The following is a 17,526-nucleotide window of genomic DNA, read 5'->3' on the forward strand; positions in this document are numbered from 1 at the left end:
ATCGGGTCGTTCCAAGGAGTCATCATGGCAAAGATCAAGCTCACCAAGACCGCCGTAGAGACGGCGCAACCCCAGGCCACGGCCATCGAACTGCGGGATACCGTGGTGCCCGGCTTCCTCTGCAAGATCACCCCGGCGGGCCGTCGGGTGTTCATGCTTCAGTACCGCACGAACGCCGGGGAACGCCGCAAGCCCGCCTTGGGGTTGTTCGGGGAACTGACGGTTGAACAGGCCCGCGTCATGGCGCAGGACTGGCTGGCCGAGGTTCGCCGGGGCGGCGACCCCGGCGGCGCCAAGGCCGAGGCGCGCAAAGCGCCCACGATGGCCGAGTTGTGCACGAAGTTCATGGAGGACTACTCCAAGAAGCGCAACAAGCCCAGCACGCAGGAAGGCTATCAGGGCGTCATCGACCGCTGCATCATCCCGCTGCTGGGCCGCAAGAAGGTGCAGGACGTGAAACGGCCCGATATTGCGGGCCTGATGGAGAAGCTGGCCTACAAGCCGACCGAGGCGAACAAGGCTTTCGGCGTGCTGCGCAAGATGTTCAACCTGGCCGAAGTGTGGGGCTTCCGCCCGGACGGCACGAATCCGTGCCGCCATGTTCCGATGTACCCGCCTGGCAAGGAAACCCGGCTCATCGTGGACGATGAACTGGTGCGCGTCTTCCGCCAGTTGGAGAAGCTGGAAGCGGAGGAACTGGAGAACTACGTCATCCCACTGGCGATACGCCTCCAATTCGAGTTCGCTGCGCGTCGCTCCGAAATCTGCCCACTCGAATGGACTTGGCTGGACTTCGAGAACCGCCGCGTGGTCTGGCCCGACAGCAAGACCGGCGGCATGTCCAAGCCCATGAGCGCGGAAGCCTATCGGCTGCTTTCGACGGCGCCGCGCCGTGAAGGTTGCCCCTACGTCCTGCCGTCGCCCAACGACCCGGACAAGCACCTGACCTTCGGCGAGCACTATGGCGGCTGGTGCCGGGTGCTCAAGGCCGCTGGCGTGCCGCACGTTGGCACGCACGGCATCCGCCACCGCTCGGCGACGGACATTGCCAATTCTGGTGTCCCGATCAAGGTCGGTATGGAGCTGACCCAGCACAAGACCGTCGCGCAGTTCATGCACTACGTCCACACCGAGGACAAGCCGGTGCGCGATGCGGCCGAGCTGGTGGCCAGCCGGCGCCAGGCCATCACGGGGGCGCGGCAGAGTCAGCCACAGGAGGCAACGGCATGAGCAGCAAGCAATCGTCCGCAGTGGCGGCCAAGGCTGCCGCCTTGCCTGCCGGCTACGCCGGCATCCACGGCGGCATCGTGGAACTGCTCGACGCTGCACGCCGCGCCACGGCGCGCAGCGTCAACGCGCTGATGACCGCCAGCTATTGGGAAATCGGCCGCCGCATCGTGGAGGCCGAGCAGCAGGGCAAACGCCGCGCGGGGTACGGCGAGCAGTTGATCGAGCGGCTGTCGGCAGACCTGACCACGCAGTTCGGGCGCGGGTTCAGCCGCCCGAACTTGCAGCAGATGCGGTCATTCTTCCTGACTTGGCCAATTCGCCAGACAGTGTCTAGCGAATCTTCCCTAGCGCTGTCGCAGGGGCGCCCTGGGCGGCTGGACGAACTGGCTCAGGTCTTCCCCTTGCCGTGGTCGGCCTATGTGCGGCTGCTGATGGTCAAGGACGACCATGCGCGCCAGTTCTACGAAGCCGAAGCCCTGCGCGGCGGCTGGAGCGTGCGCCAGCTTGACCGGCAGATCGGCAGCCAGTTCTACGAGCGCACGGCGCTGTCGAAGAACAAGGCGGCGATGCTGGTCAAGGGCGCCGTGCCGAAGCCGGCCGATGCCGTGACGGTCGATGATGCGATCAAAGACCCGCTCGTGCTGGAGTTCCTTGACCTCAAGGACGAGTATTCCGAATCCGACCTCGAACAAGCCTTGATTCGGCGGCTGGAGGATTTCCTGCTGGAGCTGGGCGATGGCTTCACCTTCGTCGGGCGGCAGCGTCGCTTGCGCATCGACCAGACGTGGTATCGCGTCGATCTGCTGTTTTTCCATCGGCGCTTGCGTTGCCTGGTCATCATCGACTTGAAGCTCGGCGCGTTGACGCATGCCGACGTGGGCCAGATGCACTTGTATTGCAACTATGCGAAGGAACACTGGACGTTCCCCGAGGAAAACCCGCCCGTGGGCTTGATTCTCTGCGCCGACAAGGGGTACGCCTTGGCGCGGTACGCGCTGGAAGGCTTGCCCAACAAGGTGATGGCGGCGAATTACAAGATGGTGCTGCCGGATGCCGAAGTGCTGCAACAGGAACTGGAGAACACGCGTCGGCTGATCGAATCTCGCGTGACCGCGCTTCCCAGGAAGCGCAAGCGATAACCGGGCGTCCCGGCGTGCCGCCGTCGGGCTCGCGGGCTGCGCCCCGCGCTTCGTGCCGAATCGCGGCCATCCGGCTTTGATCCCTGACGCCTCCGGCCCTCTCGGGCCTGCGCGCTGCGCTTGCCCAAAGGCGGGTGTGTGCAGTGGGCGGGGTGTGGGCGGTCTTGCTGTTCCCTTCACCGTATCACGGCGTTCTCGCCGTCAAGGGCGGCGCGCGCGAATGCGCGCTTGCGTCCTGGCGGCCGTCTGCGACCCCTGACTGCTTGCGCTGCGCCGTGCTCCCGACGGTTCCGGGCAATTCCGCCCGAGCAACCGGAGCACGATCATGTCGCAACTGTCCTTTTCCTCGTTCGATGTCTCGCTGATGGTGCGTGATGCGCAGGGCCGCTACCTGCTGGCGACGACTGACCAGATTCTGGAGGCCGCGCGCCAGGCCATCGAGCACAAGATGCAGCGCGGTGAAGCGTTCAGTTCGCCGGCGGCGGTCAAGGAGTATCTGTGCGCCAAGCTGGCCGGCTACGAGCACGAAGTCTTTGCAGTGCTGTTCCTCGACACGCAGCATCGCTTGATCGAATACGTCGAGATGTTCCGCGGCACGATCGACAGTGCATCGGTGCATCCGCGCGAGGTGGTCAAGGAGGCACTGCGGCTCAATGCGGCGGCGGTCATCGTTTCGCACAACCACCCGAGCGGCAACCCCAAGCCGAGCGCGGCCGACAAGGCGCTGACCTCACAGCTTCAGCAAGCGCTGACGCTGGTAGACGTTCGCACGCTGGATCACATCATCGTGGCTGGCTGCGCCACCACGTCTTTCGCTGAATGTGGCCTGCTCTGACCGAGGGGGCTTCGGCCCCCTTTTTGCTGCGTCCGGCAGCGCAGCTACGGCCCATGCGGGCCTGCGCGTGCTTCGCACTTGCCGGAAGCCGGGGTGCGTGGAAGTGCGAGGGTGGCGGTCTTGCTGTTCCCCCCCATCGTGCCACGGCGTGCTCGCCGTCAATGACTGCGCGTGCGGGCACGCTTGCGGCCTGGCGGCCGTCTTCGATCTTTGACTGCTTGCGCTGCGCCGTGCCCCGGAAGGGTCGGGCAATTCCGCCCGGCAACCTTTCAGGAGTTCACCATGAACCACGCATTCATCACCGACGAGCAGCGCATCGTGCTGCTGGCCAACGGCCGCGAATCCTTGGAGAACCCGGACTTCGATCCGGCGCCCGTGGTCAAGCTGTTCACGCCGGATGCCGGCGCGACTTGGCTGTTGACCGAGATTGATCCCGATGACCACGACCACGCTTTCGGTCTTTGCGACCTGGGGTTGGGTGAGCCGGAAATCGGCTGGGTCAGCCTGGGCGAGTTGGCGACGGTGCGCGGTGGGCTGGGCCTGCCGATCGAACGCGACCTGTCGTTCCGCGCCGAGAAGCGGCTGAGTGCCTATGCGCGTGATGCGCGGCTGGCCGGGCGTGTCGTTGTCTGACGTGGCCTGTGGAGCGTCGCAAGGCGCTCCTTGCGTTTTTTCAACCACCGAAGGAAATCCATGCCATGAGCAGCCATCACGACTACATCATCGAAATCACGGCGCAGCACGATGCGCTCAAACCGTTCGCGCCGGAGAACGGCCAGCCCTTGCGCTTCAAGGTCGGCGACGCGGTGATCTACACCAAAGAGTACGGCGCACAGTTCCGGTGTCGCGTCACCGGGCTCTATCAGCCCACCGGGCTTTCGGGTCTGTACGCGCGCGGTGCGCGCTATCTGCTGGACTCGTCGGCACCGTGGATGCCGGTGTCGGAATCCAGTCTGCGCCTTGACGACTCGGCGTGATGCCTTCGCGCCCCTGCGGGGCGCTACGCGCTTCGCTTGCCTCCAGGGGAAAGCCCTGCGGGCTATCCCCGCCGCGCAGGCTTGGCGCCCCTGAACACCGCCGACCCGGCTGCGCCGGATCGGCCAGACCACATTCGCAGCAGATCCACGATGCCTTGCGTGTGCAAGTTCTGATCTTGCTGTTTCTTTGGCATTGAAGGCTGGGCGTCCCCGGCCTCCTGGGAGATGGCCGGTCGCGCTGTCGTGCTGCGCATCGAACCCCCTGCGGGGTTTCGCCCCTGTCGGGCTTCCATCGTTCCCTCGCTCCGCTCGGCTGACGCCTCCGGCCCGGCTTCCAGCTTCGGGCCTGCGCGCTTCGCTTGCCGTGCGGTCGGCGTGTTGAGGGGCCGTTGCCTTGTCCAGCCGTCTCCCCTGACTTCATCACCTTGTCCGCGACTGTAGCCCGCGCCCGTGCGCCGTCAAGGCGCGCAGGGCCGTGTCCTCGCTGCGCTGCGGGCCGCACCAACCCTGCGCTTGTTTCCTTGACGGCACCCGTTCGCGCGCTCCTGACCGTCGCGGGCGATGAACTCAGGAAAGACGGTGGCAACAGGGCCAACCGGGTTCCTCGTGCCGACCGCACCGAACAGCCGAAAGGCTGGGCTCCGAATCTAGGAATCCGGTGTGCGGTGTGAACAGCAAACCTCTTTTTGTCAGGAGAAAGACCATGCAACTCGCATCCCGTTTCGCTTCCCGTTCCCCTTCGCTGCGCAGCGATTACCCGCTGTCCGATGACCAGATTCGCAGCGTGGCCCCGTCCATCTTCGCGGACGCCCCGCACGAGAGCCGTTCCGAACGGTACAGCTACATCCCGACCGCTGCCGTCCTGACCGAGCTTCGCAAAGAAGGCTTCCAGCCCTTCATGGTGACGCAGACCCGCGTGCGCGATGAAGGCAAGCGCGAGCACACGAAACACATGCTGCGCCTGCGCCACGCCAGCCAGATCAACGGCGCGGAGGCTAACGAAATCGTGCTGCTGAACTCGCACGACGGCACGAGCAGCTATCAGATGCTGGCCGGAATGTTCCGCTTCGTGTGCAGCAATGGCCTTGTGTGTGGTGACACCGTGGCCGATGTGCGCGTGCCCCACAAGGGCGACGTGGCCGGTTCCGTCATCGAAGGCGCTTTCGAGGTGTTGAGCGGCTTCGAGCGCGTGAAGGAATCGCGCGACCTGATGCGCAGCATCACTTTGGACGATGGCGAATCCGAAGTGTTCGCCCGGGCTGCGCTGGCGTTGAAGTACGACGACCCGGACAAGCCCGCGCCCATCACCGAATCGCAAATCCTGATGCCGCGCCGGTTCGACGACCGCCGCCCCGACCTGTGGAGCGTGTTTAACCGCACGCAGGAGAACTTGACCAAGGGCGGACTGCATGGCCGCAGCAGCAATGGACGCCGCCAGAGCACCCGGCCCGTGCAGGGCATTGATTCCGACATTCGCCTGAACCGCGCCCTGTGGCTGCTGGCCGATGGCATGCGCTCCCTCAAGGCTTGACCGCTCCCCCGCCGGAGGGGCGGTTTCCCCTCCATTCCCTTGTTTCACTCGATTGGAGATACACCATGAACGCCATCACCCAAACCGAAGCCCGCGCCGTCAATACCGCCGCAGTTATCCCGCTGGAAGCTGCCGACCCGACCAAGAACCTGATTTTGGTTCCACTGTCGCGGCTGGTGCTGCGCCCCACGGGCCGCAACGTGCGCAAGACCGTTCCGCGCATGTCTGTACCGGAGCTGGCAGCATCTATCCAGCGCGTGGGCCTGTTGCAAAACCTGATCGTGATTCCCGCCGCCGATGGCGAGCATTACGAAGTGGTGGCCGGTGGCCGTCGCCTTGCCGCGTTGAAGCTGTTGGCGAAGAAACACCGCATCGCCAAGGATTGGGACGTGCCTTGCTTGCAAGTGGCCGATGGCACCGCACGCACAGCCAGTCTCACCGAGAACGTGCAGCGCGAAGCCATGCATCCCGCAGACCAGTTTGAAGCCTTTGCGGCGCTGGTGGCCGAAGGTCGCCCCATCGAAGACATTGCGGCGGATTTCTCCGTCACGCCGCTGGTGGTGCAGCGCCGTTTGAAGTTGGCGAACGTCTCCCCGCGCCTGATGGCGGACTATCGCGCCGATGCTGTGAGCCTTGACCAGTTGATGGCCCTTGCCATCACCGACGACCACGCCGCGCAGGAAGCCGCGTTCTACGATGCGCCGCAGTGGCAGCGCCATCCCTCGCACTTGCGCGAGCGCCTGACCGAGCGGGAAATCGACGCCTACCGGCATCCGCTGGTGCGCTTCGTCGGACTGGACAGCTACGAAGCCGAAGGCGGCGGCATCCGCCGCGACCTGTTCGCGGAGGGCGATGCGGGCGTGTACCTCAACGACGCCGCGCTGCTGGAACGGCTGGCGCAAGACAAGCTGGCAGGCATTGCCGCCACTGTCCGCGCCGAGGGTTGGGCGTGGGTGGATGCCACGCCGGGCGTGACCCATGCCGACCTGCACGTCTTCCAGCGTGCGCCGAGGGAACGGCGCGAGCCAAACAAGCGCGAAGCGCAGCGCATCGAAAAGCTCCAAGAGAAAATGCGGGCCATCGGTGAAGCCGTGGACGCCGCGATGGACGCCGACGACGAGGAAAAGGCCGATGCCTTGCAGGAGGAAGGCGAAACCCTGGGCGAGCAGTTGCAGGCGCTGGAAGATGGCTTGCAGGACTATGGCGCGAACGTGAAGGCCGCAGCCGGTGCCATCGTCAGCATCGACCGCAACGGCGAGGCGGTCATTCATCGCGGTCTGATGCGCGAGGCCGAGGCCAAGGCGCTGCGCACACTGGAACGGCTGCGCCAAGGGTTCACCGGCGAGGATGCCGAGAACGACGACGAAGGCGAGGACGACGAGCAACCCAAGAGCACCGCCATGTCCGACCGGCTGGCGCAGCGGTTGAGCGCCCACCGCACCGCCGCGCTGCAAATCGAAGTCGCACGGCATCCGCAAGCCGCGCTGGCCGCCGTGGTGCATGGCATGGTGCAGACCGTCTTGCAGGAAAGCCGCTACAGCCTCAACCGTGATTCCTTACTGCTGGGCGTGAGCCTGAAAGTGCAAGATCGGCTGGAAGGCATGGCCCCGGACTGGCCGGAGTCGTCCGCCGCCGTGGCGCTGCGCGAACTGCAACAGGTGGCGGGCGAAGCCTTGCCGGAGGACAGCGCCGAACTGTTCGCCGCGCTGCTGGCGAAGCCGCAAGACGAACTGGTGTGGCTGCTGGCCGTGTGCGTGGCATCCACGGTGGACGTGGTGACACCCCGCGCTACGCCGCACCAGCCCGGCGCGGAACTGGCGCGGGCCGTAGGCCTCGACATGGCCGCATGGTGGAAACCGACCGCAGAAGGCTATTTCAAGCACGTTTCCAAGGCTGTGATTCTGGATGCCGTGGGCGCGTTTGCACCGGAATCCGTCACCCGGCTGGCGAAGCTCAAGAAGGCCGACATTGCCGGCGAGGCCGAGCGGTTGGCCGATGGCACGGGCTGGATGCCCGCCATCTTCAAGGCCGCAGGCCCGCAGGATGCCGCGCAGAAGGAAAGCCCGGAGCAGGACGCCCCGGACGATGCAGAAGAAATGGCGGATGAACCCGCCGAGGCGCTGGCTGCTTGACCCGCGCCGAAGGCAAGCGCTCCGGCCTCGACCGGGGCGCTTCGCCGCAAGGAGAAGCCCCCATGACCCGCACCATCACCAGCCGCCCGCGCATGGCGGCGATCGACGCCCCCGGCACGGTGCGCGCCCGCCGCTGGCACGGCGATGGCGACGTGCGCGGCTACCGTCCGCCCTCGGGCTGGACGGCCCGCGCAGACCTCACCGACATTCATCCCATCACGGGCCGCGCCTTGGCGCGCGCCGTGTGGTGGATCATCGAGACGAAGGAATAACCGTCGTCAACACCGCGCCCAGGCCGTTCCGCCCTGGGCGCGGTGAACTTCAAAAATCCGGGCGCGGCAGTGGCCGCGCCCGGTGTTCAAGGCCAACAGCCGAATCAGAACGCCGCTGCCTTCGCTCTCGCTAAGGCGGCGTCGTAGGCATCGCGCAGCCGCGATGCCTTTGGTTTGGTAAACAAACGATCTGCGCTCGGCCTAGGTCGCGCCTGGCGTCAGTGCCTTCCAGGCCGCATGGGAGTCCATGTAGTCCCTCCAGTGCGCGATCTTCCGGTTCTCGATCTTGATGATCGAGCAGAACCTGTTGTTGTATTTCGTGCCCGTTGCGAGGATGGTTCCATGCACCTCGTATTCGATGACGCAGCCGTCGCCGGTCTTGTGGGCGATCAAGTTGTCGGCCGATTGCAGCGCGATGTTTTCCACGTAGCCCCGGAATGCTGCCATCAGGTCAGTCCGCCCTTGGATGATGCGCGGCCAGCCGAGGTCGTAGAGCACTTCGTAGATGGTGTCATCGGTGACGATGTCGAAGAAGTGCTCACCATCGACAAGGTCGCCCAAGGCGCTCCGCACCAGATCGAAGTAAGGCTTGGCGGGTTGGAAGACTGAATATTTCTGATTTGGCATTTCTGTGCTCCCTAGCTCAATTCGTGGGGCAGGCTTCATTGGCGCCATGCGACGGCAGTCGCTGCGGCGAAGTCCGTAAAGTGGGTGGGTGCCTTGCCAGTGGCGGCCAGCACATCGTTATTCGGCCGGGAGCCTCGGCCGCTGGCGATCGTCTCGGTCAGGATGCGAAGCACCTCGCCATATTCGGCAGGCACGCCGGCCTGGATCATTGCGTTGACCCAGGCGCTGCGATCCACGTCCCGGTACGCAATCTTGCGGCCGGTGACGTTCGAGATATGCGCTGCGGCTTCCTCGAAAGTCAGCGCCTCGGGGCCGGTGGGTGCATAAGCGCGGCCAGCGTGCCGTGCGGGGTCGCTCAGCGTTGCTGCCGCGACGGATGCGATGTCCTCTGCACTGACAAAGGCTTCGGCCCCCGTGCCGCAGGGCACCACGATTTCATCGTTCACGGGTTTGACGAAGGTTTCGCTGAAGTTCTGCATGAACCAGGCGGGACGCACGATGGAATGGGACAGCGAGGCACGCGAAGCCAGATCCAGCTCCACAGCGCGCAGCGCGACTTCGGCAGGCGCGTGCTCCATGCCGTAGGCGCTGAGATAGGTGACATGGCCCACACCAGCGCGCTCCGCCTCGTCGAGAAATCGGGCCACGATGTCGGCGAAGTCCACGCGCATCACGGGCGACACGAGATAGATGCCCGAGACCTTGTTCAGAGCACCGGCGAAGGTTGATGGGTCGCTCCAGTCGAATCGGACGTCCGCGCCGCTACGCGCTGCGGTGCGGACGGGAATGCCCTGGGCGCTGAGCTTCTGGGCGACGCGGGAGCCGGTCTTGCCGGTGGCGCCGAGCACCAGGGTGAGGTGGTCGCTAAGGTTATTCATGTCGGGGTTTCCGGTAGGTGGGTCGATGAAGTGAATTTAGGCGCATCGAATGAGAGCATCAATAATCTATGCACTCAATAATTTGCGTGATACGCTCACAACATGGACATATTGCAAGAGCATCTGGTGCGCGCCCGCGCTGCTGGCGGCGTGTTCGCGCGATCCATCGCCGTCGCACCTTGGGGGCTTCGGCTACCGGGCACGATCCAGTTGGCCGTTCACGCGGTGATTCAGGGTCATGCGTGGCTGTGGCTCGATGGCGGGGGTGAGCCTGTCGAACTCAGGCCGGGAGACCTGGCACTGGTTCGCGGTGGGCCTGACCACTTCATCGCCCACGAACCAGGGGCGCATTGCGTCTTGCCGGAGGATTTCCAGGTTGCGCACGCCTCTGACGAGGCCGAACGCGATCCGCGAGCGTCGGCATTCCTTTGCGGGGCTTATCGCTTTGCCGGGGACATCGGTGTAGGGCTGGTCAATGCGCTTCCGCCGGTGTTCCTGATTCCCTCGCGTATGGACAACCCCATCCAAGCGGTGGTCGCTCTGCTGTCGAGAGAGCTGTCCCAGTCGGAGCCGGGTCGTCAGACGGTGTTGGATCGACTGCTGGATGTTCTCGTCGTGTTGGGGCTTCGGACAGGGCTGACATCAAGCCCGAATGCACCCGCATGGGTTCGAGGTGCGTCGGATGCACGTCTGTCGAAAGCATTGCAGGCTATGCACGGGGACACCGGCAAGCCGTGGACGGTGGAAGAACTGGCGAGGATGAGCCATATGTCCCGTGCCACGTTTGCGCGCGTGTTCCAGGAGGTGCTGGGCGATACGCCGATGCGGTATCTCACCGACTGGCGGATGACCGTGGCACGTGATCTCTTGCGGACGCAGGACGTTCCGCTGACGGAAGTGGCGGAACGGGTCGGGTACTCGTCTCTGTACGCTTTTGCGACGGCGTTCCGCCGACATCATGGACAGCCCCCAGGACGGTGGCGCCAGAGTGGGCAGGATTTGCCCGAAGCCACGCTGACTCACTAGCGGGGGCGTGTCGGCGCGCAGCGCCGCCGGGCTTTCGGGCTGTGCCCCGTGCCGACTTCGCCGTCACGGCCATTCGGCTTCAATCCGCTCACGCCTTCGCGCCTGCGGCGCTGCGCGCTGCGCTTGCTTCCAGGGGAAAGCCCTGCGGGCTTTCCCCCGCCGCAATGGACGGGGCTGGCGAACACGTTGGAGCTTGCTGCGGCAGGTTGTGCGAATGCGTGCCGTCCTCAACGCTGGTGGTTCTCGCCCATCACGTCACGAAGGACGGTTCACGGGCATCTCGCCCGGCATCGCTATGGAGCTTCCACGCCACGCCTCAAGACCGGCGCCGCAAGGTGCGGCAGGGGCTTTCTCGCCTGTCGTCGGGTGGTTGACCTGGCCCGCGTCAGTGGGCGAGCCGGTGCAGCCTTCATGCGGGGATGCCGAGCCAGCCCTGTCTCCTTTCGATGCGGTTCGGCCCAAGGCGTCCTTGTGTTGTTGTGAACCCTGGCGGTGGCGCGGCTGCGCCTCGGGCTTCATGGCTGCAACCGTCCGGCGAAAACAATTTCCCCTGCGCTGCGCGCATTCCTCGCGGGCCAAATTCTTTTCGCCTCCCGGCCCTCCACTGCGTTGCGGCCGCAAGCGGTGCAGCCAGCCCGTCCCCCGCCGGCCGGATCACAACAAGGACGCGATGGGCGCGAACCTTGTTCCACCAAAAGGAGATCCATCATGGCCAACATCGGCAGCTTCACCGCAGACAAAGACGGCTTCACCGGCACGCTTCGCACCCTGACGCTCAACGTCAAGGTCAAGCTGGTGCCCAACGACAAGGGCGACAACGAGAAGGCCCCGGACTTCCGCCTGCAGGCGGCCGGCCACGACATCGGCGCGGCGTGGAAGAAGACAAGCGAGGCCGGGCGGGAGTACATCTCCGTGACCCTCGACGATCCTTCGTTCCCGGCCACGGTCTACGCCCGCCTGATCGAAGGCGAGAGCGGCACGCACGACCTGATCTGGTCGCGCAGCAAGCCCCAGGCGGCCTGACGGCCGCCGACGCCCCGCCCGCTGCGGCGGGGCGCAGTCCCGCTACGACCGAGCCGCCTCAAGCTGGCCTTCGGTCTCGCTCATCAGCACTGCCGTGCTGCATTCGAGTGCGTTGGCGATCTTGAAGATGATCGCCAGCGTGGGCATGTGCTCGCCGCGCTCGACCTTGCCCATGTGGGAGCGCTCGATGCCGGCGAGGTGCGCCAGCGACTCCTGCGCGATGCCGCGCTCCGTCCGCAACGCGCGCACCGCCGCGCCGAAGGCTTGCGCCAATTCGGCGTCGTAGGTGGTGGCGCCGGCCGGTCGGCCGCGCTGGATGGGTCGCTTCTGCATGGACAGAAGCGTCAAGTCGCAGCACAATTAAAACCACGTTATCTTTAACTCATTCATGCCTTTGGCTCTTATTCGTTCTTTTACGGAAATCCGCTTTTGCGGATTCCGACAAAACCGGAGAACCGCCATCGTGTCTTTCCAGATTTCTACAATTGCGCTTCTGCGCTTTCGTGTTTCCACGGCTTGGATGGAATACGCATCCACGCTTGCGAGGGGAACCACAAAGCCACGATTCCACGCTGGAACAGGAGCACCCCGATGAACGCTCCCCTGGTCACCGAGGAGCAGCGCGCCGCGCTGCTGGTGAACGGGCGGCTTGCCGCCGCCGACGAGCCCAACGACCCGTTGCCGGTCGTGCGGCTGTTCACTCCCGACGCGCACGCCACCTGGCTGCTGACCTCGCTCGATCCCGTCGATGGCGACACGGCCTACGGCCTGATCGACCTGGGAATCAGCATGCCCGAGCTGGGCCGCGTGAAGCTGTCCGACCTCGCTTCCATCGTCGGCCCGAACAAACAGCCCGTGATGCGGGATTTGTATTTCCAGGCGATGCGCCCGCTGTCGGAATATCTACGACTGGCCCAGGAAAACGGTTCAATCGTCGATTGAATCGCCCGCGTCTCAGTTCAGCCGAGCGAACGCATTAAGACTATTCCGGCCTTGTTTCAGACCTGCTTAGTCTGAATCTGCACTCATGCACCGAAACAGTGCTCGCGTGCGTAAAACAGCCACGATCTTTTGCGGGCGTTACGGCACGGTATTTCGTGCCGCATGACATTTTGGAGTCGGGCGGCCGTCGCATTCGGACGAATTTCGCAACACGCCGGAGCCCATCGGTCTTGACACCAGCAGTTACAGCTTAACCGGATTTCTACGTTGATTTGATGCTCCCGCATGTCTGACGCCGTGGCGACGTTCCTGCTATCCGACAGGAGCTTCGTCATGGTCAGCCCTCACCATTTCGCGCACTGGTATCCCACCGCCGCCTATCTCTACGTTCTCTGGCTCGATGCGTTCGCATTGGCCTGGGAGTACCTGCGCCGTCATCCTGACTACCGGCTCGACTGGCTACACCGTCATCGCCGGTCGCACGCGGCACAGCACGCGGCGCATCGCTGGGGCTTGCGCCTGCTGGAAGACCCGGCCCTGGATGCGCGCGACGCGCATCCGGCCTGGCTCCCCGGCCATGCCGGCGTGATCCAGCTCTATCCCGATGCCGATCCACCGCCCGACGCTGCTGCATTCGACTTCTGGCACATCCCAGGCCACAAGCAACTGCTCCATGACGGCAAGCGGCTGGCGCTGATCGCGCACAGCCCCGGCCATTGCCAGCGCTACGCGCTGGCGCCCGGCCTGGAAGACGGCATGGCGGTGGCCTATGCCCATCGCGGCGGCGCTGCCGCGCATGGCCGCGGCCATGCGCTCGGTGCGGCCCAGGCTCAGGCCAATACCAAGCCCAGGCCGTCGCCTGCTGCGCTGCTGGAGCTGCACACCCTGCAGGCGCTCGACGCGACCCTGGCGGGCGCGTCCTTGCGCGAGGTCGCCGAAGGACTGTTCGGGGCCGATGCAGTGACTGCTGACTGGCATGCCGATGGCGACTTGCGAGCCCGCGTGCGCCGCCTAGTGCGGCGCGGCGATGCGTTGATGCGCGGCGGCTATCGCCGCCTAGCACAACTGCCGTCGCCTGAGAAGGGACGTTTTGAAGGGGACGCAAAACGTCCCTGAGCAGGACAGCTTCGTTTTCTGAGACTGCCTCCATCCGGTTGCGCTGTGTGGCCGGAGCCCTGCAACCGATGGAGGTTCACACCATGCGTCCTGCTCCCTTGCGGCCTGCCGCCGCACCCGCAACCACCTCGACCGCTGCCGCGCAACCGCAGCGTTATCTCACCAACGACGAGGCCGCCGACTACCTGCGGCTGTCGCCGCGCACGCTGGAAAAGCAGCGCGTGCTCGGCGGTGGCCCGCGTTTTCGTAAGTTCGGCCGGCGTGTCATGTACGCCGTGGCCGACCTCGATGCCTGGGCCGCCGACCGCAGCTTCGAGACGACTTCCGACCCCGAATACGCCGAGCAGCACTCGGCGGACAGCCGTGCGCGCTGATCGCTGGCGCGCGGGTGGCCTTCGCCATGTCCAGCCCTGCGCTGCCGTCCCGGCAGCGGCCCGTGCCGGAGCGCGAACAGCTCGACCTGTTCCGCGCCCTGCCGGGCGACATGGCGCCGCGCGACAGCCAGGACTTGATGGCCTTTCCGTTCTTCTCGCTGGCGAAGTCGCGGCGCACAGCGCCGATCGACTTCCGCGCCGGCAGCATCACGATCCGCGTGGAGGGCACGCAGGAGCATGGCATCGCCACGATCTGGGATGCGGACGTGCTCATTTGGGCCGCCTCGCAGATCGTGGAAGCACGCGATGCAGGCTTGCGCCCGTCGCGGCTGATGCAGGCCACGCCCTACGAGATCCTGCGCTTCATCGGACGCGGTACGTCGCTGCGCGACTACCAGCGCCTCAAGGCGGCCTTGGATCGCCTGCAATCCACGACGGTGGCCACGTCCATCCGCGAAACGACCGGCCGACGGCTGCATCGGTTTTCGTGGATCAACGAGTGGAAGGAGTTGGCCGATGCCAAAGGCACGCCCTTGGGGCTGGAGCTGATCCTGCCGGACTGGTTCTATGCGGGCGTCATGGACGCCGCCCTGGTGCTGACCATCGACCCGGCGTATTTCCGGCTCACCGGGGGCATCGAGCGCTGGCTGTACCGGCTGGTGCGCAAGCACGGCGGACGGCAGCCTGGTGGATGGCAATTCGACTTCCGGCACCTGCACCGCAAGTCCGGCAGTGCCACGCGCTTCTCGGACTTCGCCTACGACCTGCGCGCGCTGGTCGGGCGGCAGTCGCTACCCGGCTACGTCCTGAGCATCGAGCGGATGCCGGACAACGGCACCGAGCTGCTGACCTTCCGGCCCGTGCCGTTCGCGGCACGGGGATAAACGGTGCGAAGCCTGTGGACGGGCTCGTGCTATTAGGAGTACGGGGTATCGTGCTATCGGGAGTACGACTCTCGTGCTATCAGGAGTACGGATCGGCCGCAAAGCCAATAACGGCGCGGGTTTTCGGCCCCTCTAACTTCCCTAACTTAAATCAACTAACTGATAGTAGAAGCGCCGCGCCACGGTGGACAACCACCGCGCGGCCAGAAAAGCAGCAGCAACAGCCGGGCTTTCCAACGTGGAGGGCCAGGCCATGATCGTTGCGCTGCTCAACCAGAAAGGCGGCGTGGGCAAGACCACGCTCGCCACCCACATCGCCGGCGAGCTGGCAATGCGCGGGCAGTCGGTCATCCTGCTGGATGCCGACCCGCAAGGCTCCGCGCTGGACTGGACGCAGCGCCGCAGCCAGCAAGGCTTGCCACGGCTGTTCAGCGCCGTGGGCCTTGCACGCGAAACGCTGCATCAGGAAGCGCCAGAACTCGCCAGGCGGGCCGATCACGTCGTCATCGACGGGCCGCCGCGCATCGCCGCATTGGCGCGCTCCGCGCTGCTGGCGGCCGAGCGTGTGCTGATTCCCGTGCAGCCCAGCCCCTACGACCTGTGGGCTTCTGCCGAGATGGTGACACTGATCCGCGAGGCGCACGTGTTCCGGCCTGCGCTGCGCGCGGCCTTCGTCATCAACCGGCGCGTGAGCACCACCGTGATCGGACGCGAAGCACGCGGCGCGCTGGCCGAGCAGCCGCTTCCTGCGCTGCGCGCGGAAGTGCATCAGCGCATCGTGTTCGCCGACAGCGTGGCCGCTGGCCGGCTTACCCGCGAAACGGCGCCCGACAGCGCCGCCGCGCGCGAAATCACCGCGCTGGTCGATGAACTGCTGCGGTGGCCGTCATGAGCAGTCCCGCTGGCAAGCGCACGGGCAAGCGCATCGGCATCGGCGCGCGTCCACCCGCGAATCCGCACGCCGAGGCATGGATTCGCCAGGGCGATGCCGATGCGCTGGGCAAGGGCGACCTTTACACGGCACGCCTGACCCTCGACATCACACCCGCCATGCGGGCGCGCATCAAGGTATCGGCCTTCACGCAGGGCGTGACCGTGGCTGATCTTCTGCGCGGCCTGTTGGAGAGGGAGTTCCCAGAACACCGCAGGGAGAACACACCATGACCGCATCCGCTTTGCCTGCCGCTGGTGCGGCCACGGCTGCACCGTCCTCGTCCATCCCAGCACACGCGGCGCGGCCTACCTCAACACCACTGACGCGCGTTTCGCTGGCCTTCCTGGAGCACCGTTTCAAGCTCTATCTGCGCTTTGGCGAACCGGCGCGCACGCAGCGGCTCGACCGCTGGCGCAGTCTCGCCGTGTTCATGCCCAGCGCCGTGTTCTGCCGCATTCGCTGGCAGGCCAACGACTACGGCACCGTCCGCTGGCAGCTCATGGTGATGCAGGCTTGCACGCCGCTGGACGCTGCGCAGCGCATCCCCGGCGTGCAGCCGGGCGCGCGCTTACTGTTGCACGCCGAAGGTGAGCAAACGGTGCGCGCCGTGCTGGAGTGCATCGACGCCATCGAGGCGCTGGGCATCGCGCCTGCTGGCGCTTCGCCCGCGTACTGGCGCACGCTGGGCAACCGGCTCGCTGCGCGCTTGCCGCTGCCTGACTACAGCGCCGAGCGGCACGCCGCCTGGCTGACCGGGAGGGCGCTGCCATGACGCTCCCATCCGCCGTTGCCGGTGCAACCGGCATCCCGCCGCGTCCTCGCTCGCGCCTGCGCGCTCGCTTCGTGCTGACGGGCCTGTCCGCCTGCGGCCTCGCTGCGCTGGCCTGGGCGTCCTTCGTGCATCCGCTGCCGCGCCTGACCTACAACCCGTCCGACAGCGTGGCGGTTGGCTGGTATCGCGTCGATCCGCTCGACCATCGCGCCAGCTCGTCGCCACGTCTGCTACCGCCGTCATTGCACGTGGGCAGCATCGTGCTAGTGCCGCTGCCTGCCGAGGCTGCCGCGCTCGCTGCGCAGCGCGGCTACCTGCCGACGCGCATCCCGCTGCTCAAGCGCGTGGGCGCGGTCGCACCGCAGGAGGTGTGCATCACAGGAGGCAGCGTTCGCATCGACGGCGTGCCTTCGGCCGCCGTGCTGCCTGCCGATCGCTGGGGCCGGCCGCTGCCATCCTGGCTGCAGTGCCGCCGCCTTCGGCCTGGCGAGCTGTTTCTGCTCAGCGTCACCAATCCAGCGTCGTTCGACAGCCGGTATTTCGGGCCGGTCAGCGCAGCCGCCGTGATCGGCGTTGCGCGCCCGGTCTGGCTGGAGAAGCGCCCATGATGGCCGCCGACTCGCTGCGCATCATCGTGCTATCGGGCGTGTCGTTCCGGCTGCTGTTGCCATGTCGTCACGCATGCAGTGCGGGCGCATCCGCGCCGCACTTCGCGCTGCCTCCGGCGCAGCCGTCCAACGTGCAGGCGTCTTGCCTTGAACACGGCTGGCCTTCGGCCCTCGCCGTGTTCGCCGGTGCGCTGGCTGCTGGTGCAGCCTTGCCACCGGGCCGCAA

Annotated in this window: 21 protein-coding genes; 18 read left to right on the forward strand and 3 right to left on the reverse strand. The window is 65.9% G+C overall.

Annotation, left to right across the window (positions count from 1 at the left end):
* Positions 1-24: 24 nt before the first annotated feature.
* From ACUZUJ_RS14365 to ACUZUJ_RS14400, 8 genes are all read left to right on the forward strand, one after another.
* Positions 25-1,230: a tyrosine-type recombinase/integrase gene (locus ACUZUJ_RS14365; RefSeq protein ID WP_104656818.1), complete on the forward strand. Its 1,206-nt coding sequence runs from the start codon at positions 25-27 to the stop codon at positions 1,228-1,230.
* The gene (locus ACUZUJ_RS14370) at positions 1,227-2,369 is read left to right on the forward strand and encodes a PDDEXK nuclease domain-containing protein (protein ID WP_104656817.1); all 1,143 of its coding nucleotides are present in this window, start codon (positions 1,227-1,229) and stop codon (positions 2,367-2,369) included. The genes ACUZUJ_RS14365 and ACUZUJ_RS14370 overlap by 4 nt, the downstream gene beginning before the upstream one ends.
* Before the next feature lie 325 nt (positions 2,370-2,694).
* Positions 2,695-3,204: a RadC family protein gene (gene radC, locus ACUZUJ_RS14375; protein ID WP_104656816.1), complete on the forward strand. Its 510-nt coding sequence runs from the start codon at positions 2,695-2,697 to the stop codon at positions 3,202-3,204.
* A gap of 282 nt (positions 3,205-3,486) precedes the next feature.
* Positions 3,487-3,837: a DUF2958 domain-containing protein gene (locus tag ACUZUJ_RS14380; protein WP_104656815.1), complete on the forward strand. Its 351-nt coding sequence runs from the start codon at positions 3,487-3,489 to the stop codon at positions 3,835-3,837.
* Positions 3,838-3,902: 65 nt separating this feature from the next.
* Complete coding sequence (locus ACUZUJ_RS14385) at positions 3,903-4,181, forward strand: hypothetical protein (RefSeq protein ID WP_104656814.1); 279 nt, start codon at positions 3,903-3,905, stop codon at positions 4,179-4,181.
* A gap of 703 nt (positions 4,182-4,884) precedes the next feature.
* On the forward strand, positions 4,885-5,712 hold the full coding sequence (locus tag ACUZUJ_RS14390; protein WP_104656812.1) for a DUF932 domain-containing protein: 828 nt from the start codon (positions 4,885-4,887) through the stop codon (positions 5,710-5,712).
* A 65-nt stretch (positions 5,713-5,777) separates the two neighbouring features.
* On the forward strand, positions 5,778-7,844 hold the full coding sequence (locus ACUZUJ_RS14395) for a ParB/RepB/Spo0J family partition protein (protein WP_458219945.1): 2,067 nt from the start codon (positions 5,778-5,780) through the stop codon (positions 7,842-7,844).
* Positions 7,845-7,906: 62 nt separating this feature from the next.
* Complete coding sequence (locus ACUZUJ_RS14400) at positions 7,907-8,116, forward strand: hypothetical protein (protein ID WP_104656810.1); 210 nt, start codon at positions 7,907-7,909, stop codon at positions 8,114-8,116.
* Positions 8,117-8,317: 201 nt separating this feature from the next.
* Here the strand turns inward: ACUZUJ_RS14400 and ACUZUJ_RS14405 are convergent, their stop codons facing one another.
* Both ACUZUJ_RS14405 and ACUZUJ_RS14410 read right to left on the reverse strand, forming a co-directional pair.
* A complete protein-coding gene (locus ACUZUJ_RS14405; protein WP_104656809.1) occupies positions 8,318-8,743 on the reverse strand; it encodes a nuclear transport factor 2 family protein in 426 nt (141 codons plus the stop codon).
* Positions 8,744-8,778: 35 nt separating this feature from the next.
* Positions 8,779-9,621 carry an NmrA family NAD(P)-binding protein gene (locus ACUZUJ_RS14410; protein WP_104656808.1) on the reverse strand — a complete coding sequence of 281 codons (843 nt, stop codon included), beginning with the start codon at positions 9,619-9,621 and terminating at the stop codon, positions 8,779-8,781.
* Positions 9,622-9,723: 102 nt separating this feature from the next.
* Between ACUZUJ_RS14410 and ACUZUJ_RS14415 the strand changes: the two genes are divergently transcribed.
* Together ACUZUJ_RS14415 and ACUZUJ_RS14420 are read left to right on the forward strand one after the other, a co-directional pair.
* A complete protein-coding gene (locus ACUZUJ_RS14415) occupies positions 9,724-10,647 on the forward strand; it encodes an AraC family transcriptional regulator (RefSeq protein WP_104656807.1) in 924 nt (307 codons plus the stop codon).
* A 708-nt stretch (positions 10,648-11,355) separates the two neighbouring features.
* Positions 11,356-11,670: a DUF736 domain-containing protein gene (locus tag ACUZUJ_RS14420; protein WP_104656806.1), complete on the forward strand. Its 315-nt coding sequence runs from the start codon at positions 11,356-11,358 to the stop codon at positions 11,668-11,670.
* A gap of 42 nt (positions 11,671-11,712) precedes the next feature.
* On the opposite strand, the gene ACUZUJ_RS14425 is transcribed toward ACUZUJ_RS14420, so the two are convergent.
* Positions 11,713-12,003: a helix-turn-helix domain-containing protein gene (locus tag ACUZUJ_RS14425; protein ID WP_104656915.1), complete on the reverse strand. Its 291-nt coding sequence runs from the start codon at positions 12,001-12,003 to the stop codon at positions 11,713-11,715.
* A gap of 258 nt (positions 12,004-12,261) precedes the next feature.
* Between ACUZUJ_RS14425 and ACUZUJ_RS14430 the strand changes: the two genes are divergently transcribed.
* From ACUZUJ_RS14430 to ACUZUJ_RS14465, 8 genes are all read left to right on the forward strand, one after another.
* Positions 12,262-12,612, forward strand: coding sequence for a DUF2958 domain-containing protein (locus ACUZUJ_RS14430; RefSeq protein WP_104656805.1), 351 nt, complete (start codon positions 12,262-12,264; stop codon positions 12,610-12,612).
* A 333-nt stretch (positions 12,613-12,945) separates the two neighbouring features.
* Positions 12,946-13,728, forward strand: coding sequence for a DUF2285 domain-containing protein (locus ACUZUJ_RS14435; protein ID WP_104656804.1), 783 nt, complete (start codon positions 12,946-12,948; stop codon positions 13,726-13,728).
* An 83-nt stretch (positions 13,729-13,811) separates the two neighbouring features.
* Positions 13,812-14,102: a helix-turn-helix transcriptional regulator gene (locus tag ACUZUJ_RS14440; RefSeq protein ID WP_104656914.1), complete on the forward strand. Its 291-nt coding sequence runs from the start codon at positions 13,812-13,814 to the stop codon at positions 14,100-14,102.
* 14 nt (positions 14,103-14,116) lie between these two features.
* The gene (locus ACUZUJ_RS14445; RefSeq protein ID WP_425602037.1) at positions 14,117-14,986 is read left to right on the forward strand and encodes a replication initiator protein A; all 870 of its coding nucleotides are present in this window, start codon (positions 14,117-14,119) and stop codon (positions 14,984-14,986) included.
* Positions 14,987-15,239: 253 nt separating this feature from the next.
* Positions 15,240-15,878 (forward strand): ParA family partition ATPase, encoded by a 639-nt coding sequence (gene parA / locus ACUZUJ_RS14450; RefSeq protein ID WP_197622094.1) that lies wholly within the window; start codon positions 15,240-15,242, stop codon positions 15,876-15,878.
* Positions 15,875-16,150 carry a chromosome partitioning protein ParB gene (locus ACUZUJ_RS14455; protein WP_104656801.1) on the forward strand — a complete coding sequence of 92 codons (276 nt, stop codon included), beginning with the start codon at positions 15,875-15,877 and terminating at the stop codon, positions 16,148-16,150. The genes parA and ACUZUJ_RS14455 overlap by 4 nt, the downstream gene beginning before the upstream one ends.
* Positions 16,147-16,692 (forward strand): DUF2840 domain-containing protein, encoded by a 546-nt coding sequence (locus ACUZUJ_RS14460; RefSeq protein WP_104656800.1) that lies wholly within the window; start codon positions 16,147-16,149, stop codon positions 16,690-16,692. The genes ACUZUJ_RS14455 and ACUZUJ_RS14460 overlap by 4 nt, the downstream gene beginning before the upstream one ends.
* Positions 16,689-17,300: a S26 family signal peptidase gene (locus tag ACUZUJ_RS14465; protein WP_104656799.1), complete on the forward strand. Its 612-nt coding sequence runs from the start codon at positions 16,689-16,691 to the stop codon at positions 17,298-17,300. The genes ACUZUJ_RS14460 and ACUZUJ_RS14465 overlap by 4 nt, the downstream gene beginning before the upstream one ends.
* The last annotated feature ends 226 nt before the right edge of the window (positions 17,301-17,526 follow it).

This window comes from Stenotrophomonas sp. S4, from assembly GCF_054187805.2.